The sequence below is a fragment of the Pseudomonas sp. C5pp genome (assembly GCF_000814065.1).
GTDB classification, from domain to species: domain Bacteria; phylum Pseudomonadota; class Gammaproteobacteria; order Pseudomonadales; family Pseudomonadaceae; genus Aquipseudomonas; species Aquipseudomonas asiatica.
Window position 1 is genome coordinate 1 of the sequence record NZ_JWLN01000023.1, and the last position, 22,220, is coordinate 22,220.

General features: G+C 53.8%; 23 protein-coding genes and 2 pseudogenes. 10 read left to right on the forward strand and 15 right to left on the reverse strand.

Features of this window, described 5'->3' with window-relative positions; genetic code table 11:
• Positions 1-398, forward strand: a pseudogene (locus tag RR51_RS18410) (hypothetical protein); the annotation flags it as partial.
• Here RR51_RS18410 and RR51_RS29455 read toward each other — a convergent pair.
• The 5 genes from RR51_RS29455 to RR51_RS18430 form a co-directional block, all read right to left on the reverse strand.
• On the reverse strand, positions 355-831 hold the full coding sequence (locus RR51_RS29455; protein WP_082044723.1) for a DUF488 domain-containing protein: 477 nt from the start codon (positions 829-831) through the stop codon (positions 355-357). The pseudogene RR51_RS18410 and the gene RR51_RS29455 overlap by 44 nt on opposite strands.
• A 192-nt stretch (positions 832-1,023) precedes the next feature.
• Positions 1,024-2,322: a HEPN/Toprim-associated domain-containing protein gene (locus RR51_RS18415; protein WP_039614342.1), complete on the reverse strand. Its 1,299-nt coding sequence runs from the start codon at positions 2,320-2,322 to the stop codon at positions 1,024-1,026.
• A gap of 263 nt (positions 2,323-2,585) precedes the next feature.
• Positions 2,586-3,917, reverse strand: coding sequence for a hypothetical protein (locus RR51_RS29460; RefSeq protein ID WP_039614343.1), 1,332 nt, complete (start codon positions 3,915-3,917; stop codon positions 2,586-2,588).
• Complete coding sequence (locus RR51_RS31580) at positions 3,914-5,923, reverse strand: hypothetical protein (RefSeq protein ID WP_039614344.1); 2,010 nt, start codon at positions 5,921-5,923, stop codon at positions 3,914-3,916. Before RR51_RS31580 ends, RR51_RS29460 begins: the two co-directional genes overlap by 4 nt.
• Entirely contained in the window at positions 5,920-6,882 is a 963-nt protein-coding gene (locus RR51_RS18430) for a hypothetical protein (RefSeq protein ID WP_039614345.1), read from the reverse strand. The genes RR51_RS31580 and RR51_RS18430 overlap by 4 nt, the downstream gene beginning before the upstream one ends.
• 982 nt (positions 6,883-7,864) lie before the next feature.
• Between RR51_RS18430 and RR51_RS31995 the strand changes: the two are divergent.
• Both RR51_RS31995 and RR51_RS31415 read left to right on the forward strand, forming a co-directional pair.
• Positions 7,865-7,993, forward strand: a pseudogene (locus RR51_RS31995) (TniQ family protein); the annotation flags it as partial.
• A gap of 153 nt (positions 7,994-8,146) precedes the next feature.
• Positions 8,147-9,145: a TnsD family Tn7-like transposition protein gene (locus RR51_RS31415; protein ID WP_152619906.1), complete on the forward strand. Its 999-nt coding sequence runs from the start codon at positions 8,147-8,149 to the stop codon at positions 9,143-9,145.
• 27 nt (positions 9,146-9,172) lie between these two features.
• Here RR51_RS31415 and RR51_RS30590 read toward each other — a convergent pair whose 3' ends face one another.
• The 5 genes from RR51_RS30590 to RR51_RS18460 all read right to left on the reverse strand — a co-directional run bounded on the left by RR51_RS30590 (position 9,173) and on the right by RR51_RS18460 (position 14,583).
• Positions 9,173-10,123 carry a hypothetical protein gene (locus tag RR51_RS30590; RefSeq protein ID WP_152619907.1) on the reverse strand — a complete coding sequence of 317 codons (951 nt, stop codon included), beginning with the start codon at positions 10,121-10,123 and terminating at the stop codon, positions 9,173-9,175.
• 959 nt (positions 10,124-11,082) lie between these two features.
• Positions 11,083-11,487 carry a hypothetical protein gene (locus RR51_RS31585; RefSeq protein ID WP_004577588.1) on the reverse strand — a complete coding sequence of 135 codons (405 nt, stop codon included), beginning with the start codon at positions 11,485-11,487 and terminating at the stop codon, positions 11,083-11,085.
• 367 nt (positions 11,488-11,854) lie between these two features.
• A complete protein-coding gene (gene ltrA / locus RR51_RS18450; RefSeq protein ID WP_010952386.1) occupies positions 11,855-13,276 on the reverse strand; it encodes a group II intron reverse transcriptase/maturase in 1,422 nt (473 codons plus the stop codon).
• Between the two features lie 472 nt (positions 13,277-13,748).
• On the reverse strand, positions 13,749-14,048 hold the full coding sequence (locus RR51_RS18455) for a hypothetical protein (protein WP_023662057.1): 300 nt from the start codon (positions 14,046-14,048) through the stop codon (positions 13,749-13,751).
• A gap of 262 nt (positions 14,049-14,310) precedes the next feature.
• The gene (locus RR51_RS18460) at positions 14,311-14,583 is read right to left on the reverse strand and encodes a hypothetical protein (RefSeq protein WP_023662056.1); all 273 of its coding nucleotides are present in this window, start codon (positions 14,581-14,583) and stop codon (positions 14,311-14,313) included.
• A gap of 139 nt (positions 14,584-14,722) precedes the next feature.
• Here RR51_RS18460 and RR51_RS18465 point away from each other — a divergent pair, with 139 nt between their 5' ends.
• The 3 genes from RR51_RS18465 to RR51_RS18475 all read left to right on the forward strand — a co-directional run bounded on the left by RR51_RS18465 (position 14,723) and on the right by RR51_RS18475 (position 15,902).
• A complete protein-coding gene (locus tag RR51_RS18465; protein ID WP_039614347.1) occupies positions 14,723-15,367 on the forward strand; it encodes a hypothetical protein in 645 nt (214 codons plus the stop codon).
• A gap of 128 nt (positions 15,368-15,495) precedes the next feature.
• Positions 15,496-15,681, forward strand: a complete 186-nt coding sequence (locus tag RR51_RS18470; RefSeq protein ID WP_023662050.1) for a hypothetical protein — start codon at positions 15,496-15,498, stop codon at positions 15,679-15,681.
• 38 nt (positions 15,682-15,719) lie between these two features.
• A complete protein-coding gene (locus RR51_RS18475; RefSeq protein ID WP_004577593.1) occupies positions 15,720-15,902 on the forward strand; it encodes a hypothetical protein in 183 nt (60 codons plus the stop codon).
• Positions 15,903-16,096: 194 nt separating this feature from the next.
• Here the strand turns inward: RR51_RS18475 and RR51_RS18480 are convergent, their stop codons facing one another.
• Positions 16,097-16,381 (reverse strand): hypothetical protein, encoded by a 285-nt coding sequence (locus RR51_RS18480; RefSeq protein ID WP_004577594.1) that lies wholly within the window; start codon positions 16,379-16,381, stop codon positions 16,097-16,099.
• A 374-nt stretch (positions 16,382-16,755) separates the two neighbouring features.
• Between RR51_RS18480 and RR51_RS18485 the strand changes: the two genes are divergently transcribed.
• On the forward strand, positions 16,756-17,037 hold the full coding sequence (locus RR51_RS18485) for a hypothetical protein (protein ID WP_023662049.1): 282 nt from the start codon (positions 16,756-16,758) through the stop codon (positions 17,035-17,037).
• Positions 17,038-17,172: 135 nt separating this feature from the next.
• Here RR51_RS18485 and RR51_RS18490 read toward each other — a convergent pair whose 3' ends face one another.
• Complete coding sequence (locus tag RR51_RS18490) at positions 17,173-17,424, reverse strand: hypothetical protein (protein ID WP_023662048.1); 252 nt, start codon at positions 17,422-17,424, stop codon at positions 17,173-17,175.
• A 218-nt stretch (positions 17,425-17,642) separates the two neighbouring features.
• Here RR51_RS18490 and RR51_RS18495 point away from each other — a divergent pair, with 218 nt between their 5' ends.
• Positions 17,643-18,623: an IS5 family transposase gene (locus RR51_RS18495; protein ID WP_039614348.1), complete on the forward strand. Its 981-nt coding sequence runs from the start codon at positions 17,643-17,645 to the stop codon at positions 18,621-18,623.
• Between the two features lie 174 nt (positions 18,624-18,797).
• Here the strand turns inward: RR51_RS18495 and RR51_RS18500 are convergent, their stop codons facing one another.
• Both RR51_RS18500 and RR51_RS18505 read right to left on the reverse strand, forming a co-directional pair.
• Positions 18,798-19,268 carry a hypothetical protein gene (locus RR51_RS18500; protein WP_023662047.1) on the reverse strand — a complete coding sequence of 157 codons (471 nt, stop codon included), beginning with the start codon at positions 19,266-19,268 and terminating at the stop codon, positions 18,798-18,800.
• Between the two features lie 90 nt (positions 19,269-19,358).
• Positions 19,359-19,589, reverse strand: coding sequence for a hypothetical protein (locus RR51_RS18505; protein ID WP_023662046.1), 231 nt, complete (start codon positions 19,587-19,589; stop codon positions 19,359-19,361).
• Between the two features lie 278 nt (positions 19,590-19,867).
• Here RR51_RS18505 and RR51_RS18510 point away from each other — a divergent pair, with 278 nt between their 5' ends.
• Both RR51_RS18510 and RR51_RS18515 read left to right on the forward strand, forming a co-directional pair.
• Positions 19,868-20,197, forward strand: coding sequence for a DUF6388 family protein (locus RR51_RS18510; protein ID WP_023662045.1), 330 nt, complete (start codon positions 19,868-19,870; stop codon positions 20,195-20,197).
• A 227-nt stretch (positions 20,198-20,424) separates the two neighbouring features.
• Positions 20,425-20,850, forward strand: coding sequence for a hypothetical protein (locus RR51_RS18515; RefSeq protein ID WP_039614349.1), 426 nt, complete (start codon positions 20,425-20,427; stop codon positions 20,848-20,850).
• Between the two features lie 342 nt (positions 20,851-21,192).
• Here RR51_RS18515 and RR51_RS31590 read toward each other — a convergent pair whose 3' ends face one another.
• The gene (locus RR51_RS31590; protein ID WP_223817450.1) at positions 21,193-21,789 is read right to left on the reverse strand and encodes an HNH endonuclease; all 597 of its coding nucleotides are present in this window, start codon (positions 21,787-21,789) and stop codon (positions 21,193-21,195) included.
• Positions 21,790-22,220 lie beyond the last annotated feature (431 nt).

Sequence of the window (22,220 nt, forward strand, 5' to 3'; positions counted from 1 at the left end):
GCTGGACTGATGAGGAGCTTGAAAAACTGGAGAGACTGCAGCGCCAGCCCGGTTTATTCGATCAGGACGATGTCAAAGCCAGCATCAAGCGCCTAGAGAAGGTGCCCTTCGATTTCTACTACAGCTATGAGTCGGTACTTGATGGTGAGGTAAAGATTTATAAGCACAAGATCGTAGACTGGGAGGCAAGCCAGCTGTACAGAAACATGCGCCGAGCTCATGGGCCTAACGGCTGGGAAGCGCCGTTTCGACAGAAGCTGGAAGTCGAGTTACCAGGAAAAGATCTTATGCTTCTAATGGGAACGATTCATCGATTTCCGCAACAGTGGCTGATTATCAGTCTCATCTATCCACCTAAGCAACCGCCCGAAGCAAATCAGCAAATTTCTCTATTTTGAGAGGCAGATGCCGCGTTTCCAGGGATGAATCCAATTCACTCGCAGCCTCGGCGATAAGGCTGCGGTGACAAAAATTCGCGTCAGCTTCGTAGCAAACCATACAAATGCGCTGGCTTGAGGCATCAGCTGTCAGGTTCTCCAGAAGGTCCATCCGGGTACGGATGTAAGCCCTGAAGTCGCGCGCATAGACCCCCCAATCGCCATCGACCTTATAGCGGTTTCGAATCGGTTTTGGGCAACCCAAGGGAGGGGAATGCTCGTAGGCAATTCCTGCATCAGCCAAGCACTGGGCAAAAGCCTTCTTGGAGAAACCAGGCTTTCTGGACAGAGGGTACTCGCGAACGTCCAGAACCTTGTCGATCTGAGCTTGCTTAAGACGAGCGATGAAGGCGTCGATTGACAACCCTTCATAGCCTGCGGTGTAGATCGCCATGTGAAATCTCCCAGCGGCTTCCTGCGGCTGTTCTGCAAATTAATCAGAGACTATACCATTCTGGCCTTGCTGTACCCCATGGGCATTGGATGGATGGCCATCTCCAAGAGGTAGCGACGAGCGGATGGTGGGAGTCAGAAATCATCTCGGTCCGCGTTAGGTGCAAGCGCCTTCGCCGAGAGGCTATTGGGTCTAGGACTTCGAATAGAGCATCGCAGCAGCCAGACCAGTGCATTCCTCAAGAAGCGCCGCTATCACGGATCGGAGCTTACTCGCGTCATACACACCTGATTCAACATCCTCGTGAGTGGTTTCATAAAATGCCTTTGCGTAGCTATCTTTGAAATCCAGGGCGCCCTGATAAATACCTAACGACTCCTTGTAATTCGTCCAGGTCACCTGCGCTGGAGGTCGCCCCTTAAGATTGAGATCAAGATAGCACTCGATAGCGGCCGCGCAGCCGTTGATGTCAGCGTTGGCAACACCACACGGGCCTTTCGCCGGAAACTCGCGCAGCTCCTCCAAGTCAGGAAGAACCATAGCTTTCATGTTCACTGGGAATTGAAAGCGTTTGAGTAGATTTTTATAGGTATCCACTCCTTCGGCGTCGTTATCGAACAGGAAGACCACGCGATTGTGAACATCAATTTTGACCAGTCCCTCGGCGAACTTGGACAGATTACCTGTACCGGAAAAAGGGTGACGCTCCTCGATGTCAATGAATCGAAAAAAATCCTCGATATCCGGGCGGAGCAGCGCCAGACCCCGCTTCAGAATGTGGGTATCAGAAGTGCCTTCAGTCGCTATCAAATAGGTCTGGGTCCGACGTGCGTTCCCAATGAAATCCTCATTTTTAGCCCACCCCGCATCCACAAAATTGCCGTAATCCCAGACGACATCTTCACCTAGATTAGCGGGGTTTTCGGCAAGGATTCGCAGAGTTGCATATGGGCTCAGGAAGCCTAACATTGAGCCGAAATGGCTGCGCTCGGAGTAGCCTCCGATGTCTCGATCAAACACTCCCGTCGGGAGTAGAGATGCCGCTGGATCAGCCGCAAAGCGGCCCCGGCCCTGTGCATGATCGGAATCGTAGCTGGCGACATAGTCGCTTTTTAGATCTCGCAATGCATACGCTTTGATGAAGTCGATAAATTGATCGAAAGTCAAACGGTCGGATCGACGCTCACTTGGCAGGTATTCATCGAACTGGTCTCTGTCGAGCACGACCTGATTTTCGTATTCCGACCTCACCGCCGCCAATGTGTATCCGAGCAGCTCCAACCGTGACACCATCGAACCAAGTGTCCGGCAAAAACACAGCTCCATTTGCTCCAGACTTTCAGGGCTATGAGCGTAGTCGTAGTCGATGCTCTCATGCCGACGGTGCCGACGGTCACACTCTTGATAAAGCATCCCGTGATCCATGCCCATGTAGCCCGTATTGTATGTGAGATCGAGGTTGCCTACTGACAGCGTGATTGGTGTGCTCATAGGATCTTTGTACTTGGAGTTAACTCTCTACCGCCAGTGCATGACGCGAATCTGGACTAGTTGTGCTGGCACGTGATAGCACATTTCAGCGGCGTCGGAGATGCATCCGAGCTCAGGTGCGTTATCCTGCTGTACCTGCCCCTCGCTAACTCACGCGTGTAAACCTGTTTTTTTCACTGTAAACCACCATAGTTAACAGTGAAAAAAATAGGTTTACAGGCCAGCAATCATTGGACCAGGGAACGGAATTCTTCGCCACACCATCACCTGGGTTTGGGGTCCTTATCGTCCTCCATCCAAGCATAGAAAGCTTTGGCCTGATCTTCCTCGGAGAGCTCCTCAACCGGAGGCCGCCGCGGACGGGCATTCGGCTTCTGCAGAGCATTCGCTGAGGCATCCAGTTGCTTTTTCACAGTTCGTTCCGATGCAGTGAGCGATGAGTCGAAAACCTTCTGGGCGACTCGCTCCTGCCGTTCAGCTCGCGCAAACTTCACTACGTTGGACGTGAACGCGGCTGGCAGATCAAACGGACACCGCAGGTCTAGATGCTGTTTGGACACTCGGCCACCCAGAGCCAATTTTTGAAGGTGTTCGACTTGTTTGGCACTGGACGTGTACGCCGCTGAGCGGTAAGCCTGGCCGATGTCTTGAACGGAGGCCGCATGACGACCTGCACTGCGGCACTCAATGTACGCCTGCTTCAACAACTCCACCGCTAGGCGCTTGATACCGAAGGTGCAACGGTAAATTTCCCGTGCCAAATCGCCCTGATTACCACAAATCGCGCCATTGCCCACACGAACACATTCATCAATGAAAGCTTTCCAGTCGGAACTGCCAGGCTCGTCGGGAAGCATGATTCTTGGATCGGTCAGCAAGCGCTGCTGATCCTCATTGTTTCTCTCAAACAACTTGTGACCCAAGCTGTAATTGCACACGTAGACCATTGGCGGACCGATACCAGCCATGTTCAAGAGGATATCTGTAACCTTCGCTGCACCAAGCCCCTTTTGGATGTACTGCATTTCATCCAGGATGACTAACGATACCCCATCACGATTCGCCCTACGCCGGCATTCACTCAGCAGCTCAGCAACGGTCAGTCGCGACAGAGGCACCTCAATGAACTCTCGAAGAAGGGCCTTAGCATTGGTGGTACCTCGGGCGCTTGCGTACCAATGCGACCGCAACGGTAGATCACCCTGGAAGTGATCGCAGGACAGATCAACGGGGCCAGGCAAAACCTTGCGCAGCGCAGCAATCGTCTGGCTCTTCCCAACCCCTGCAAGCCCTGTAAAACAGACCGGCACAGCATCGACTGCAGGTGCTTCATAGAGCCCTCGGGCGTACTCGCGCTCAGAAGAGAACAATGCTCGCGCATGCAGCGCTGCTCGCCCCACCATCTCCTGGATGAACTCAATCGTAAATGCGTTGGGAATGAAAGATTCACGCAATGCTTGAGACAGCACCTCCGCCGCCAACCGAGGTTCGATTTCGTACAGACTTTCCAATGGCTCAGGTCGACGCGTGATGATCTGGCGGACCTGATCAGCCGTTTGGCAGCCGTCGAACCAACTCGCAACGGCCTCATTCATTTGGCTTTACCTCGGAATCGATCATAGTCATCTGTATCTCGCTGCGCCGATGCCGATTTAGGTGGTCGACCAATTCGTCTCACGCCACCTTTACACTCTTCACCGGTATCTTCTTTGAATCTATCATCGTGAAATTGATGAATTGCCGGTATCTCATTACGAAGCGCAGTTTGAGACTTTCGCCTTAACGCATCTAGTGACTGAAGATCACGTAATGATATGTCCCGATCACCGTCAACGGTCCTTTGCGTCGTTACAAAGTCCAGTTCGAACAGTGTGCCTCCTACCTCAATCCATATATGCCGAACGCACATAGTCAGTACATATACATCAACTTCAATAACGCTGCTCCTAGCAACTCGATCAAATATCCCGGTGTTGATCAAATCAACAGACCTATACTTGCGCCCGTACAGATAAACTGCGTCTTGACGTACAACGGCCGGGTGCACAGACAGGAAGCTCTTTATGGCAACCTCTTGCTGCATCCCGATTGCAGAATTACGGAAGCGGCTGTCCCAATAATTCCAGATACCCAGCGGGGTGGGCTTTATTCCGCACCAATACATTTCGGTTTCCATGCGGCCACTTGCGTCAGACGACCGGTTGTCTTTCAGGACTTGGTGAATCTCCCTGCGGGCCATTTGGACAAAATTCAGTGTGCTATGGACATAGGTGGGTTGATCGAGGTCGGATTTTGCTCGCGGGTGCGATGACTCAACCGTAGCTTTAGACTGGCCAGAAAAAACCGGCGTATTTTCAAGTGTGCCTAGCCAGTGGATCTCAGGCTCCGTGTCCAGGGCTGCTGCAGGACCTCGATCAAACACCAGCCCACCTGCCAAGCCTTCGCAGGGCCACCACCCCGGTTTGATAGTTACTCCGAAAAGACCACAAAACCATACTTTGTCTACAGCCATGGAAAACAGACACATCCGATAAGCTTCTTTGGTTTCTTTACCTTCGGCAAATCCAATGCCAACCACCATTCCGGACAGTCCACACACGGCACGAACGACGCAAAATCCGTCAACGGGGCTACCCTCTGTCAGGCCGGATAGTTTTTCAACTATGTAGTAACCATCAAACTCGACCTGTTGATTTAGATTCGTCAATCGTTCTGAGAAACTGCCCAAACTGCCGCTCTGGTCGCGGGTCTTTTGTTTACCTCTTACGCCAATAGATTTTTCTTTAGCGCTAACTTGTTGTTCGATGCAGTATCGCACCTGATCAAAAGTTGGAAATGGGTGCCCTTTACGATTGATGAAAAATGCTGCTCCATTTCGTTCAACGGAAACGCAACCAAATTCCTCAGTAAGAATTTTTCGGTAAACTTGGTTATGGGTTTTGTCAGCGGAACGGAATCTAAGATACGCAGCAAGTATTCTTTCCCTCATGGCGCTATCGGCTCGGTAACCCCACTCTTTGCCATTGGGTGATGGCCTTCCCAGCCTGCGTACTTTCCCGGGCCCCTCCCTGTCCCACTTACCAATGCGGTGCAGGGGAGGCATGAGAGCCCACTTGTTTTGTCCAAAAGTAATGTAGGTGTAGAACCACAACCTTAAGCGAGCTGTATTTTGCTGAGGCGACTGGCTTTTGGCGTGAGCGTTAATTACAGCGTCCGGATCGTCACTGGCTAGAACCTCCTGGAGACGAACCAACAGGCCTGAGATAGCCAGAAAACGGCGGTTGACCTTTTGGTCGTAGGTTTCCTTAGCAGAAACCCGCTTCGTTTCACGATCTGAAATTGCGATCCCCTTAATCGGTTCTAGCCATGGCGGGAATTTGTCCGTCTCCCCTGACGCCAGCAGCGCACCCGCTTCGAGCGCTTCTTCGAACTCGAACCTTGTGAGGGTGATCAAGGTGGTGCGCACGTCTTTCCCTAGATCACTGAACTCCACCAAGCGCACCCGGTTGTGGACCGCATCACTGTTCAGGAAATGGTAATAGTGGCCTTTGACAAGGCTACGATAACCTTCAGGCGCAAATAACCTAGCGCCCGTGATCACGGCTCAATCTCCAAGAAAAATTTGCCGTAGGCTGCCAGCAGATCACCACCGTCGGTATCGAGAGGATGGTCGATCAGAATCGGCTTGAAGAAATTTACTGGCAGCTTTCGGTCCCAGATGTCTTGGTAGACCCTCGCAATAAACTGGTCACGCTTACCCCATCGGGCTGCATACCGGTAAATGATGGGGTGGATCAAGGCCCCAGCATGCACAGCGCCCTCAATCTCAGCGCTAAACTCCCTGAGCAGCTCGGGTTCGTGGGTCAGCGGCAAGCCATGCATCGGAAATAGCAGATCGAGATTGCCCACGACGATCGGGTCCAGACGATCCAAAGACATTTGCACGGTCCTGATACCGCCGCTTGCGTAATGCAGTTGCTCTAGGGCTGTGCGTAGCTCAGCATGATCACGGTCCTTTTTTTGCTGATTAGGGGTCTTGGCTGCTGAGTAGCGCCTCTCGCTGAAGGCGTGAGCTTGATCCTTCACTGTCCAATTGACCGCGTAGGGTTTCCCATCTGAACCCATCAAATACAGTAAAAGGTCCCCCTGATAGGGAAAGGGCATTCTCTGTCGGCTACCAGCTTTAGTGGTAATCACCACCTGGTGATGCTTGAAGCCAATTTGCTTGGCAATTTCCATCGTCCCAGTGACAGGATGAGAAAAATGTCCTTTGGTGAGTGGATGCCCGTGCAATGGATGCGGGGCGTGATATGGCCACAGCATCTTCTGCTCGTGAATATCGAGCAGCTGAGGATGGAAGAGCGCGAGCTGTGCGAACACCGCTTCTGGGGTGGACAGCGAGTGAATCGCACGGCCGAGCTTCCGGCTATTCATTCTGCTGATACGAGAGCCCTTAGGGGCTTCTCGTGGAACCGCCAAAATCGAAGGCGTGTAGATATCGCCCCATGTGAAGTGAGCTTGTCGGCTCCTGATGAGGGCAAATCTCTCCTGCAAAGTCATCAATTCAGTCCAATGTCTACGGACCCAGGATTGTCATCCAGCCTGGGGATAATTTGCTGGATGCCCCTGTAGCCCTTGCCTCCCGGGCAGACCCAAGAGTGCCGGGTTGTGGATAACGCTCACCTTCTTGTGGATGAACGAAGTCCTGCAGGACTTGACGTCCCGCATGTTCGGAATAGACAATGGAAAGGTCAGGTCGCTAAATTCTGACTTATCCACAGAGGCCCAAGGTCGCACTTGGGCCTTTGTCTATCTGACTTCTAGCGTTAATAAACTAGTCAGATTTCATTTAATACTTCCTTATTATTGATACGTGTTAAGAATCTAGGGCGCAGTTAGTCAGGCATCTGCAATGGATGGCGCTGGGGACACACGTGTCTGTGTGCACATCTTAAAGCGCTTCGCTTAGCGGGATATGTTACCGCCGTGGTTAACAGGGTGACAACTGAAAAGTCACCCCTCTCAGGGTTGGAACTGGCTTCAAAATTGTCCAGCTCGGATCATTATCTAGAGCAGCCGTGCGCCTGACGCCCATCAACGGGTATATATCTTCACGCCCTTATCTCGACTGATAATTTAAGGAATTAGCCCCAACCAAATAAAATGTTGAAAACGACAAGCGTTTGGTGAGGCAAATGGCCGATTCTGCAAATGCATCTGTCCCTATCGTTCGATGGCTACCGGATGAGACCTTTTTCAGCATTTGTTGTCGTCAGCATCGTTTCATGTGCCAAGTTACTAAGGCTAGCACCACTGCATGGCTATTTGGTGAGGGATCAAGTAGTGTGCACCATGACTTCCCTAGCAAACTAAACTCTTTGCCGCAAAAAGCTAAAGAAGTATGGGGCAGCCCAGCTAACATCATTACAGAACATACGATATTGCCGCTTTTTTTCCTTTTCAATCCAAGGAAAGAATTGACGACGTCTTTCATACAGTTTCAAACAATTCTTTAGGCACCTTAAAATATCGCCTGGGTCTGGTGACCGGTCGCTTTGGCGCAGAGCACCCATTGAAAGCATGCCTCGAATGTTTAAGGGAAGACCGTATCAATCATGGGGTCGCCTACTGGCACCTGTCCCATCAGTATCCAGGCGTCACGTTATGCCCTAAGCACGGAACTCTAATCAGGATTTGCTCGGCCAACCGGCAGTGGTCGGACTCTGCGCACTGGGTATTACCTGCCGAGGACCTAATAGCGAGCGTTGCAGAGCAGCCTGTATGCCCGACAGTCGTGCAAATCCTCAAGCGCCTAGGACACTCAGTGAGTGAGTTAGCCAAGCTAGGCATCTCTGTGCAGTTTCGTCCAGAAAATGTCACGGCTGTTTATAACGAAGCTATTCGTCACCTCTCCGTAAATACAGAAGCTTGCTTTGATGCCGAAGCAGACCTAGCTTCGTTCGTTTCACAACTGCAACCGTATCTTCCACTGGCCTCGCTTCCGACCACTCCACAGAAAGCTAAAACTTTTATACAGAGTCTGATCCGCACACCGCGCGTTAACTCCCATCCGCTCAAACATCTGATTATGATCACTTATATATTCGGCGAGTTTGGGCCGTTCTTGGGTTCGTTAAATAGATTTCAGTCTGCAGGTGATCAGGATAAACATTCTCCAGACCACGGAAGACGAGCAGTAGACGATAAACCAGCAAACCAATTTAAAGGTCAGGAAATCAGGGACAGAGCCTTTAAAAAACTGAAGCCTAAAAAGCTGAAACCCGAGCTTCGGGACCAAATCTTGAGTTGCTTGCGCAATGGAGTGGAGAAAAATTCCATAGCGGAACGATATGGCGTTTCGGTTTCTACGATAAACAGGATCCTAAGAGCTGATCCTCACATGATGGCTGCTTGGACAACTCAGCGCAGGAATCTATCGCTACACGATCACCGTGCGGCGTGGGTGAGCGCCATCGGCATGAATCCAGACGCCAGTCCGAAAATCCTGAGATTAATGCTCCCCAAGGTCTATCAATGGCTATACCGGAACGATAATGTTTGGTTGATGGCTCAAACAAAGCGGATGCCAAGTGGTCGCGTAGGCAACAATCAAATAATTGATTGGAGTGCACGCGACCGGCAACTATGCGAATCAATTGAATTGAGTATTCAAAGAGGAAAAACTTCGGCGACGAACCTGCCTGTTAGAGCTGATCATATTTTCGCGTTGGTGCCGACTCTGCATAGGTGCCTAGAAAAAAGAAATCGCTACCCAGAAGCACGAAAGCTATTAGAAAGTGTTACCCAATCGACCAAGACTTAACATGCAAGTGCAGCGACGCTCAGTCAGCTATTCCCGACAAGTGGTCGCATACCTACCATTCCCATAATTACGCCATAGAGACTCAATAGGAATTAAATTCTTATCATGCTCGTACAAATCAACTACAAACCTATCGAAAGTCTCATAGGCATAAACCACGATCTTCAAAATTTCTTCGGGAAGAAATTCCGAATTTATAACAGGACTATCGAAGCCTTTTTCTTCCAAATTAATTGAAATCCGATCGAGAAAATCAATCATGGCTTTCCGCTCAGATTTCATCCGCTTCGTCAGTTTCTTGAGGCTGCACAACTTATCGGAGAGAATGGCCACTGCAGAATGGATTGAAATAGAGAATTCATAAGCGCATAGTGCTTCTACGAAGCGAGCATGTTTGAGAGCATCTTCATCCAAGTTCATTACGCTCTCTGCGTTACCGAGGTGTCGCCCAGAACACTTTCTCCACATCACATCGAGATTGTGGCCTTTTGATGAGAAAGGTTGATCGCAATATGGGCAAGTGGACAGCAGCACCACATTGTGCGTGGCACACACGCTCACATGATCAGGGAAATTTCGTCGCCAGTAGGAAAAGCCCAAATCCTGCACGTCCTGCCTGACGCATTCCGGGCAGTAGGCGTGCAAGTCGGAATTAGTAATCGCCATTCGGGGTTTGAGATACGCCGTTCGAGAATAACTGATATCCCGGGTATCCCTGATAACAAACTGAAGGGGCAATTGGGTGTGTTCGTGCAGCAGGCGGTTGAAGCCATAGCATCCTTCCCAACCCATCGTTGAAGCGATCACCCTAACTGCTTGGTGAGTAATCTCCCCTTCAGAAAGCCAGCGTAACCTGTCTACCCTCCAATCCATAAAATTCACGAGTAAATTGCGGTCAACATATGAGCGCAGAGATTCATCAGGTTGGATACACAACAGCATTGATGGGTTGGCCCTCAGCGACTGATCCCGCGTCATCGTTCAAAGGTTGCGGTTGAGCAACCAACGCCAGATATCAGGTGTAACAAAGGCACCCAAAGGTGCCTTTTCGGAAGGTTCGAGGAGTAGTCGCAGCGATCCTTTAACTCCCAGCCTTGCGACCTTGGGTTCAGAATCCGACCGGCTTTGCCGGTCGTCACTACTTCAGAGAAACCAGCATTCTCTGCTGCCGAAATTGTGGGGGGCCTTGCTGGTACCCAGTCCCAACGGATGCGCAGTTGCAGTCCTCGACTACAAGCCTATACAGGGTGACACGCGTGTCAATTACATTCTGAGGCGCAATTCCAAGTCGGGACAATGGGGTGCATCACTGCACCCCGCCAACCCGGATTGGTCCCGAACAGGGTTACCTGCGACAGCTTTAATTCACGTGCGACAGATTTAATTCCCTAAATCTACGGGATCCTGGGTAGAGACAGAAAATATTACACGTACGCGTTATGTATCGTAAACCAATAAACCAGAATGATAGCCCGCTCCGCCATCTCCATGCATTAGCGAAAGGCTTTTGCTCAGGCTGCCGGCGCGGGCTGCGGGTAAAAAAAAACCTCAGCATGGCTGAGGCTTCTGGTGAGAGTGATACTTCAGGGCTACCTAGGCACGAGCTTTACGGCAGCGAGAAGGATCCGGTCATAGCGCATGACCAATTGTTTGAGACGGCGGCTAGAAACGTTGTCCTTGATCGCTTTCGCCACCATTCGCTCATGCCGTGCTTGAGCACGACGCAGCCTCTGCCCTTGAATTCCCGCCCACAGATTGAGAGGCATTTCCGGACCAGTAGGGGTCGAGTTGAGTGTTCCCATTTGCAATCTCCTGAGGCTTGCGTTGCATGACCTAGGGAGATGTGGAACAACGCTACATACGTCTCAGTCCACGTAGCTCCCAGGAGAACAACGCAAACACCCCAGAACGCTGCGGGACCCCTGGCAAGGTCCCGCCTACTTAGCCTTGGATTTCTTCGGAATCACAATTACTGGCAAGCCGCGGACCGCATCATCCCAGTGCAGGTCACGATCTGGATCGCTGGCAATTTTGCTGATCCACACAGCGGTTTTTTTCCAGCGAATTGCAAGCTTGCGGCCATTCCAGCCGCGGGCCTTGTACGCACCCTTGAATTCATCAGGGGTCAACAGCGGTTGTTGCAGCTGAACTTCGGGCAAGCCGCGGACCGCGTCATCCCAGTGCGGACTACGGTCTAGGTCGTTGACCAACCTGCTGATCGAGAAAGCGGTTTTTTTCCAGCGAATGGCGAGCATACGACCATTCCAGCCGCCTGCCTTGTACGCGGCCTTGAAATCGTTCGGGCTCAAAAGCGGTTGTTGCAGTTGAACTTCGTTGTCCAAATTCTTGCACCCGAAAATGTATGGGTAGACGGCATGCTGGCAGAGTCAGTCAATTATGATGGCCTTGGACAAATCCCAATCTGCAGGTGCTGCTGCACTAGTCGCAAAGGCAAATCGCATAGCGACCGAGGGTGAATTGTTCTTCATCAGCTAGGCGGCTGCACCAGCGCACATCGCTGCGACCGCGGGTCAACTCTTTGGCCCCACCCTCATCCACGCAAGCACAATGGAAGGCTCCATTTTTAAACTATAGGACAACACTTATCAACCTGAGGCTCCCCGTCACCATTCTCAAGATCGAGTAGGAGGCGGATTCACACCCGCCGTCCTCTCACACCACCGTGCGTACGGTTCCGTACACGGCGGTTCAGGTTACGCGGCTAAGCCGGTTAATCGTATCCAGTATCGAGACCAGCCCGAGCCGGTCCCACAGTTTCTTTGGCAGCGCGTAGTTCATATGTTGCGCTCCCGAATTCCACCATGGACCTCGGCCATTGAAGGCTGACTTGTTGGCACGCTCCTCGCTCAACCCCAGGCGCATCAAGTTTCTCAGCCTCGTGGGAGGCTGTTTCCATTGACGCCAGATGACGCAGCGGAGTTTGTGCCTGACCCAACCATCCAGTTCCTCAAGCGGCCGCTTGCTCTGGCTGAGCTTGAAGTAGCTAGCCCAGCCTCTCAGGACGGGGTTGATCCGCTCGATGACAGTCGCCATTTTGCGAGCCCGTACGCTGCGCAGCAGCATTCTGAGCCGGTCGCGTAAGCGGTCTAGGCTCATCCTTGCCACGCGCAGTCTTGGCTGCTGGTGCCAGCTCATCCCATAGCCTAGGTAGTCGCACTTCCACGCCCTTGCCACTTGGCTTTTCTTCCTGTTCACCGTCAGCTTCAGACGTTCTCTCAGGAAGCGCTCGACGCTGACCAACACCCGTTCGCCGGCCCGGGGACTGCGTACATAGATGTTCGCATCATCGGCATAACGTACGAAGCGATGGCCCCGCCGCTCCAGCTCGCGGTCGAGTTCGTCGAGCAGGATATTCGACAGCAACGGCGAGAGCGGGCCGCCTTGCGGCGTCCCCTCCTGCCGTGGGCTGACGACACCGCCCGACATGATCCCGGCTTCAAGGTAGCGGCGGATAAGCCTGAGTACGCACTTGTCTCTGATCCGACGTTCGATGCAGGCCATGAGGATGTCGTGATTGACCCGATCGAAAAACTTCTCCAGATCGAGTTCCACGCACCAGCGGTGTCCCGCTGTCACATGAGCACGGGCCATCTCGATGGCTTGATGCGTACTTCTGCCCGGACGAAAACCATAGCTGTAGTCCGAGAACAGTGGGTCGAAGATAGGTGTGAGCTGCTGCTGCAGTGCTTGCTGGATCAGGCGATCCACGACGCTGGGGATTCCCAGTTGCCGTGTGCCGCCCTGCGGCTTGGGAATTTCAACCGCTCGCACTGCTTGGGGCTGGTATTCACCGGCCAGTAACCTGACCTTGAGGGTTGGCCAATACTGTCTCACGTAGCCCGCCAAGTCAGCGACCGTCATGCCATCGGCACCCGGTGCTCCCTTGTTGCTGACCACGCGTTGATACGCACGTCTGAGGTTGGCCGGTGCAAGCACCCGCTCCATCAGCGTGTCCGGCTCCGCGTTCGTCCACGTCACGGACGCCGTCGATACCTTTGCACTGTCAGGCGTCACCCTCGGCTTCTGGCCGGAGCTCGGGATGACAGTTTCCGCTGTGGGAAATTTCTGCATTACGGTTACCAACGAGACGGCGACGCCTACTGGCGGCATAACCTGTTCGGCCCTTGGTGGCGCGGTTAACCGCCACTTACTACGGCTTCGGCTGACTTCTGCACGCTCATCCCGTCGCCTTTCGACGCGCGGTAGCACAATGGCAAACGTACAGATCTCCCAGGGTAATTCGCGCGACCTTCCTGCTTATGCCTGTCGGATCTACGTCACAGCGTTCCGTGCAAGTATTGGGCTTTGGCGATTTGTGCCACCTCACCCCGCTGTGCCGCCTCTATCCGCTTCCTGTTCGTCAGGCCAGCATTTTGCCTCGGGCTTCCTTCAGATTCGCGGTCACCCGCGACACCCTTGCCTCCGGCTAACACTTCCCCTTGCCGGGTGTGTAGAGGACTTTCACCTCCAAGTCACCCACTTGGCCACCACAACCAAGCGGGTTGCGCATACGCGCAACGCGCCATGCCTGGCGCACACAAAAAAACCCGGCCTATGGCCGGGTGGGTCTAGCGTTGTCGGTTCAAAGGGCTAAGGCCTGGCAATCGTCGCAAAGACCTACCTGGAAAACCTCAAGATCGGCGAAGCAGCGGGTGCATTGCTCGACATCATGATCTTCGGCGAGCTTGCTGATCACGTCGCCATACTCAGCAACCAATGCGGCGTAGTGATCGCCAGTTGAAGCGTCTCCCCTCAGCTCATAGTAGCGGTCCTCGCTCTTCGAGTAGGCTTTGAAAACTGGCTTTCCGTTGAACTGGCTGGCACCTACAGAAATTGGCGCTCTGTTGCGTAGCAAAGCGATAGTCTCGGGCATGGTTTGCATTGGATTGCTCCTCAAGTATCAGGTTGACCGTGTCCTGGGAGATGGCCAACAACACCTGATAAGCGGTTCTAAGCGGCAAGCGGCCCCGGGCTCGGCGCCAGCACAATGAACCGCCGCTGCAATAAGGCCCTCAATCAGTTCTGGCAGCCTAATTGAGCGTGAGCGTAGGCGTAAAAAACCCCGGACTGCTTGAGCAGTACGGGGTGGTGTAGCGTTAGGTGCCAGACCCGGTGCCAGGCCATGCGATGGCCGCTGGAAAGAATCACGCCTCGCGGCTGTAAGCCTTAATACGCGCGTCCGCGGCCGCCAGGTAGCCCTGAATCTTCCCAATCGCTTTGGCCATGTTTTCAAGATCATCGGGCTTTGCACGTGAGCACGAGATGTTCGACACCTCGGCCAGCACTCGCTGGGCAACCTCTTTCCAATTGGTTACCTCATCGGCGCTGCAGCAGGCATGGTAGTCATTCACCTTACGAAAAAGACGATCGAAAGCGCGACGGTAATCGGCGACAGGGACTGTTTTGGTGCTGCTCATGGGGCACTCCTCAGAAGGGAAATCTGGTTGAACTTGCCCATGGGGATGGTTCACGCACGCGTGTAATGGGTGCCAGCGACCTTGTTCCACCATGTAATTCATCCCTGAGGACGATGTTTAATTCCTCAGGAGAAAACCCATGGCAACACTCGTGAAAGTATCGACCTGCTTGACCCCAGAGCTAGCACGAACCGTCGTCGAAATGGCATGCGTCGTACGCATCGCAGAAACTGGAGAGGGCGTAGAAATCCGCGACACCAGGCCCCTCCTCGATCGCCTGGCATCACCAATTCGGGGGCGAGGAATTGTGCGTACCCTTGGCGACACGCATTTCGTCGTGACCGAGGACCTGGCGAAGCGGATCGACGCAAAACACCTACCAAGTGAGCAGGCCCCGACTGAGGCTACAGGTGTCGAAAACGACGCACTGAAAACACTCATCGCTGATCGGTTGGGTGCTATGGGCTGGCTGATCGTTGATGGGCTGAGCTTTAACTGCACATCAGCAGTGGCCAAAAAAGAGTACCGAACTGCGGTTGGCATCAAGGAGGCGATCGCCTTTCTCGAAGCCGGAGATGAAGGTGCCAGACGCCTGATCGCTCAGTACTACAGCGAGGGCAATAACGTACTGAGCACAACAACTGCGCGATTCACTCCTGACTGGTCGCCCGAAGTTGTTGAATCGGGCGCCAGCCGATTCGCGGCCGAAGTTGACGACGTAATCAGCGACACCTATGCGGTACGCCTGCTTCGCCATCGAGACCAAGCCGCTGATGGCGCATAACACTCTCAGGCTCACTTAGGCAAACGCACCACCACACCCCGGGCTCGCCCGGGGTTTTTATTACCCAGCTTCGTAGTTCATGTGCGCCATCACCAGGTACACCGCCAACCAAGCTCCGTGGAGTCACCATGAACCACTATCAACACCTGATCGCGGACCAGATCCGGTCCGTCCAAGGACAGAAAGACTATTGCTTGCAAGTCCTATCCGCCGGCGGCCTTGAACCCTGGGAGTCGAAGGAATACAGCGACCTGGTTGAGCAGTATGACCAGACGCTCAAGGAACTGAATGAACGATTGCCTGAAGCAGACTGATCCCTCACCTCATCTATCTAACCTATGGGAAGAACACCATGACCAACGCAATCGAAGCACAAGCACAGAAGGTCGAAGCTGCCTACGCAGTTACAGGCAGCGTCAATCCAGAATACGAGCGCGAGTTCGACATCCTCTCCGACATGCGTCGTGCTGAAATGGCCAAGGAATTCCGCTCAGAGCGTGGCCTGCCTCCCACGGCGAAAACCCCGTATGACTGAGCCTCAGCTATGAGGTTTGAGCATGCACCACCGCCCCCGGCTTGCTGGGGGCTTTTTTCGTTATGCTTCCTACAGACTGAGCCGGGTCGCCCATATCTTCGGGCTTAGGGAAGCTTACTGTGCGGCGTTATACGGCCGCCAAGCAAAGGTAGGCACGCGTGCCTACTGGCATGAAAATAGGCACACGTGCCTATCTAGGCCTGTGCCTCTTCAGTGTCGAGCTTTGCAGCCTGCTTTCGACGCTCCATCAACTGTTGCATGTACACGATCCCGTCTCGAAGCGCATTCACCGCCCAGGTTGGGCAAGGCCGGGAAGATTTCTTGGTCGGATCGTTGAGCCAGGATCGAACAGCGCGATCGGAGCAAGGCCGCTTGGTGACGGCGTTGATGAGCATCGCGCTCTCGCGTTGTTTGACGTCATACTTTTTCAGCAGCGCCAGAAACGCTTGCCGGTTGGCTTCACGCCCTTCGTCGTCCATCTTACCTCCAAACGGTTGAGAATAGGCACATGTGCCTAATAGCTGCATTCTAGGCACTTGTGCCTATCAAGGAAACCCCCAGAGCGTGCGCGAACTCAAGCCCGTACGGTGCCCCGATGCAGCCTGGCTCAAAAGCCGCCCCCCATCACTTCAACTTCGAGCGAGCGGAACTTCAGCCACGGCCCTCGAAACCACTTCAAGTTCATTTTCAGTGATACCCAGTAGCCCGGGCCAGATTCGGACCATAGCCGGCTAGCGCCAATACCTAAAACCGCCTCCGGTACGAGTGCTGATGATGACTTGATCAGGCTGCAAGGCGTAGCAATTACTGTGACGCATTACTCAGGACCATGCATACCCATGAGGAATCCATCATGACAACTGAGCAAGCACTAGCGCCACATCTGACCAGCACAACCCATGTTGCGGTTGAGCGAAAACACTTCATCGGAACTGGCCGGAATGCCTGGCTCATAACAGGTCGAGTTTGTGGTGATGACGACGACACTGCCTATCTGGTGCTGGCAGATGATGAGGCCATAGCTCAGGAGACCTTCAAACGGGAGCTTCGAGACTGTGAAGTGTTGCAGAACGACGCCCCAAACGCGGATGATCTTCCTGAGATCTACATCATCCAGAGTGACATGCTGAGCTGAGCATTTTGAGGAAAACGCTCCACCATACCCTGGCCTCAGGCCAGGGTATTTTTTTGAGTGCGCCAGGCATGGCGCGTTGAGCGACCACGCTCACAACAGGGATAGGCTACTAAACGCGGCTGCTTGGTCGAAGGCTCATATCCCAGCCGTCGCGTAAGTTGTACCAGCCCCCACAATTTGCTCCCTCATGGCCTGCCCATGCGCCTCCAGCTCCTCTACCTTTCGCTCAAGCTCCCAGGCTCGGCGGTAAAGCCGCTGGTTGATAGCGATTACCCACTGCAACGCAGAACGCTCGCGGTCGCCGATATCACCCGAGTCGGTGCCTTGACCAACCCGGGCTAGAATATCGGCAGGAACCTCCGGCAAAGGTTCATCATCCCACAACATGCTGCCTCCTGTACTGGATATAAAAACAGTATGCGATGACTTGGAGCTCCAGCCAATCCCTGGCTCAGCGCCACCCCACACGGCGGCCTCCCATTCTCGTCAGTGAGCTTCCCGTAGCAGGGAAGTCAGCAGCCAGACGATGAAGCTTACTTAGGGACACTCTGAAGAAGACTTCCTAATTTGGCAAAATGCCCGGACTCAACCCGCCGAGTTTCCCGATGAAGCAGATGACCTTCGCCGACGCCGAGTACGCCGGCAAGCGCAAACAGACCCGCAAAGAGCTGTTCTTGATCGAGATGGGTCAGGTAGTGCCGTGGCAAGGTTTAGTTGCTTTGATTGATCCGCATTACCCCAAGGGTGAAGGCGGTCGTCCGGCCTATCCATTGATGGCGATGCTGCGCGTACATCTGATGCAAAACTGGTTTGGCTACAGCGATCCAGCGATGGAGGAAGCGCTGTACGAGACCACCATCCTGCGGCAGTTTGCTGGGCTGAGCCTGGAGCGCATTCCGGACGAAACCACCATCCTCAACTTCCGCCGCCTGCTGGAGAAACACGAACTGGCTGCCGGCATCCTGGCTGTGATCAATGGCTACCTGGGTGACCGAGGTTTGTCGTTGCGCCAAGGCACTATCGTCGATGCCACGCTGATCAATGCGCCAAGTTCGACCAAGAACAAGGACGGCAAGCGTGACCCGGAAATGCACCAGACCAAGAAGGGAAACCAGTATTACTTCGGTATGAAGGCGCATATCGGCGTTGATGACGAGTCCGGCCTGGTGCACAGCGTGGTGGGGACGGCAGCTAACGTTGCAGACGTTACCCAGGTCGACAAACTGTTGCACGGCGAAGAAAACATGGTGGGGGCCGATGCAGGTTATACCGGCGTGGAGAAGCGCCCGGAACATGAAGGCCGTGAGGTGATCTGGCAGATCGCGGCCCGTCGTAGTACGTACATGAAGCTGAGTAAGCGCAGCGCGCTGTACAAAGCCACGCGCAAGATAGAGAAAGCCAAGGCTCAGGTGCGTGCCAAGGTCGAACATCCGTTTCGGGTAATTAAGCGGCAGTTTGGCTACACCAAGGTGCGCTTCCGTGGGCTGGTGAAGAACACCGCACAACTAGTAACGCTGTTCGCGCTGTCGAACCTGTGGATGGCGCGACGACATTTGCTGGCGAATGCAGGAGAGGTGCGCCTGTAACGTGGAAAATGACCGCAGCCAGGTTATCGCGGCGGCTAGAAACACTGAAATGAGCGGGTGATCTGATCGTTTTTGATTGGTTTGCTGCTTTCAAAATCGGCGACGGCTGAAGTCGATTGAAAATACAGGACTACTTCAGACCATCCTTAGCATGGGTGCGGGTAGTGCACAAACTCATTGTTTATCAACTGAAACGGTGTATACGTATTCGTCACCATTATCGTTGTCTTTATATTCGCGCTTTCCACCACTAGGAATCACATCAGTTATAGAAAGCCTGTAACCATCAGTCCGAGGATAGTCAACAACAAGACCACCAGCTTTGTCGGTCCCCATATCCGCCAAGTGCACGTAGTTAACGTCCATTGTTAAGCGGACAGTTCCATCACTAGCAACATAAGGCGTGAAATAAGCGGTGGAGCCGAGCTCCAGATTAGCAAGTCGCGCCTTATTCGGATTGATTAGCTTCCTGTACTTCTTGTACTCAATATTTCTGTAAGCCTTTCGGACACCACTTTGAGTTGTCACGCTATAAGCATCTACAATATCGCCATTGCGAGTAAGCTCAGTACTAATGACGATTGACTCTGCCGCCGAGGCATTAACCGCTAGTGCAGCCATAGCTGCGAGGACAATTGCTTTCATGAAATCCTTCACACACCAAAATCACATTAGATGCCTTCGACCCCAGCATCTGGCCGGCACAGAGGTCGAAGTTGCCTACCTGTCTTGTTTTCAAAGATGGGGCAGATCTCGCAGCAGGGCTTTGAGCTCATGCCAAGGATGCTGAGCATTTTCCGTCTCGTTCGAACATCCCGCCCTATGGACGAATGCATCAGCTGCTTGATCTACAGCCTGACTGGACTGACACTCTTGGCACCAAATGATCGAGTTCTCGACTGACCATTTATCGCCGAAAGCATCCAGATCCTGATCAAGCTGGCTGTACTGCTCGTCTCCGCTCATCTCGTTCTCCCGTTGTTGGCGCGTACCGTACGCCTATCTTCGACCTGGTTAGGTTGTGGTTCAGTATGAAGTGTAACTGGCGACAACGGATTTCCCACAGCCAATAGCGGGCATTCCATGTTGGCGGAATGGGGCCAGGTACCCGTTCTGTTTTTGCCCCCGGTGACACCGGGTGGCCGTCACCTATGACTCCATTTCACGGTAAACTTGCGCTCCAATTACGCACCTGCGCCATCCGATGGCTCGCAGCGTATAACTCACAAAACAGGGAGAGTGGCATGCTGACCTTCGAAGACCGGTACACCGCAGCTCGCGACAAGTTCTTTGCTGAGAACCCGCAGGCTATGAGAGAGATTGAGGCGGTCAGCGCAGAGGTGATCAAGGGCAGTGGGATGACGGTAGAGGAATATCGTAGCCAGCAACGGTTGCAGGTATTCGCCGAGGCGGCTAAGAAGCGGGGCGTTGAGCTGGATGAATTTGTCATTCATCTGGTCGCCCAATCTCCTCAGCAAGCTCAAGAATGGCGGATCGAGCGCCATCGCCAAATGGCTGAAGCGCTTGGGTCATCCTGGGAAGAGTACAAGGACCTCAACCGAATTACTGAGTAGTCCAAACGATATTTCGTTGAACCGGATTCTCTGGTGAGGTAAGTTGGCGCTCGATGCGCGGGGGATTCCAGGTTGCGGTTCGTAACAGCCGCTTCGTGGTTTCACCTCAGCTGCTCCTTTCATGGCGTTACGGCTAGGAAAGTGAAGAGCCTCGGATTTTTCCGGGGCTTTTTTGTGGGCGCCTCAGAAGCGGCGACCTCTCTCCTATCATGACGATGGTTCACAACATGGTGATTGACGTACACAAGATCGCGCATGACTTTCGCGCATCGATCGAGGAACAGAAAGCCTTGGGCATTCTCCCGCGGCACATGGCAGGTTTTCCACATGCCTGCTGCGCGGTGACGTCCGAACTGCTCGGCGACTACCTCAACAGCATACCTGGGGGCCTGGAAGCGGAAACCGTTAGCGCTATGCGAGACGGCAAGCCTCACATGTGGTTCGTGGTGAATTCGCTGATCGTTGACCTAACTGCAGACCAGTTCCCTGACGGACGTTCGGCGGTGTATGTGGGGCCAGAGGACGCCTGGTACGCCGGCTGGGAAGTCGATCTGCGTGGCAAGGCTTCACACGGCGGAACCTGCACATCGAATGACGAACGAGCGGTGTTGGAAAGGTTCATCGAACATGCCGGGCTACCCACCTTCGATTAAGCTGCGCAGCCCCACGTCGCGCCCCCTGAGTGCGTAGTCAGGGATGAGGCCGCCGGATAACGTCCACCCGGCGCCCCTCTGCCCAGCCCTCACCTATCTGCAGCGAAATTAGCCTTTCGAAGCCACCCCTCTACCGCCGCAGACCGGGAACGTTCCCGGGCGTCGATATGCCGCCCCCTGAACATGCCCCACGCTCGATAGGAACGCCCGTCGACTGAGACCCAGAACACGACTTGCTCCTCATCCACCTGCCGAAAAATTGCTTCTGGTGCTGCTCTCATGATTGGACCTGCTTGATATTGGAGGTCCTAGAATGGCGTCACGACCATCGGCAGAGTGAGCTCACGCTCGGAACTGAAGGGCGTACGCCAAAAGCTGCGCGTTCAGTTCATCTCGGTTCTCACCATAGTGAGCTTCTCGATGGCAGTTCGGGCATAGCGCCACGCAGTTGTAGAAGCGATCCGACACGTCCGCACCCAGCACGTGGTGCACGTCCAGGAAGCCGGGGAATGTCCGACTCTCGGCGCATCTTTCACATCGGTACTGAGCCCGCTCCAGCACCGCAAGTCGCACCTTAGGATCTCGCTTCACGTGTGACCGGATATTGCTCACCCTCTCCCCGAGGTCACGCCCTAGAGCCGAATAATCCGGCACTGGGCAATCGTCTAATGTGTCGTCAAGGGCTGGCGGTATCTGACCCGCCACAGCCAGCTTCGCGAGATCAACAACCCCTGGCCATTCCCACAATACATCGGCTACCTGGTGGGTATCTGGCAACCGATCATCTTGAAGCCACAGCGTTGGGCTTGTTCCGTTTTGGGCATGGTTCTTCCTGATGCGACCTTTCAGCCCCATGCGCAAGAGCTCATCGCTCACCTCCCGCTGCCGATTCCAGATCTGGTGCAACGCATCTGTAGGGATCAGGGCGGCATAGACCACGACCTCACCTTCACGCTGAAACAGGAGGTTGTGACTGACGCCAAGGGCTAGGTCTCTCCCCACCACATGCTCCAATGTGGCATCCCAGCCACCAGGCCGAAGGTGGGCCGTCAGCTGAGCAGCTGAATATCTCTGCTCATTCGAGTTGCGACCATCTCGGCGCCAGCATAGGCGAACCCGGGCTTTGACCTCCTCACCATCATTGTTGAGGAACGTGACAAGCTGCTGGGATGCTGAGCCAGTGGGGATTCGCTGGTCTGCAATTACACTGAAGCCGCAGGCCTCCAGGAATGGACTGACTGCATCGCGTGAGCGCTGTTCCGCGGCGAGACTGTCAGTGCCTCGAAACTGTCGGGGTGATGACTTGGACACCGGAACTCTCCCTTCGAGCTCACAACTGATCATGGCTGCTCAAGTGCATGGACGCAGTC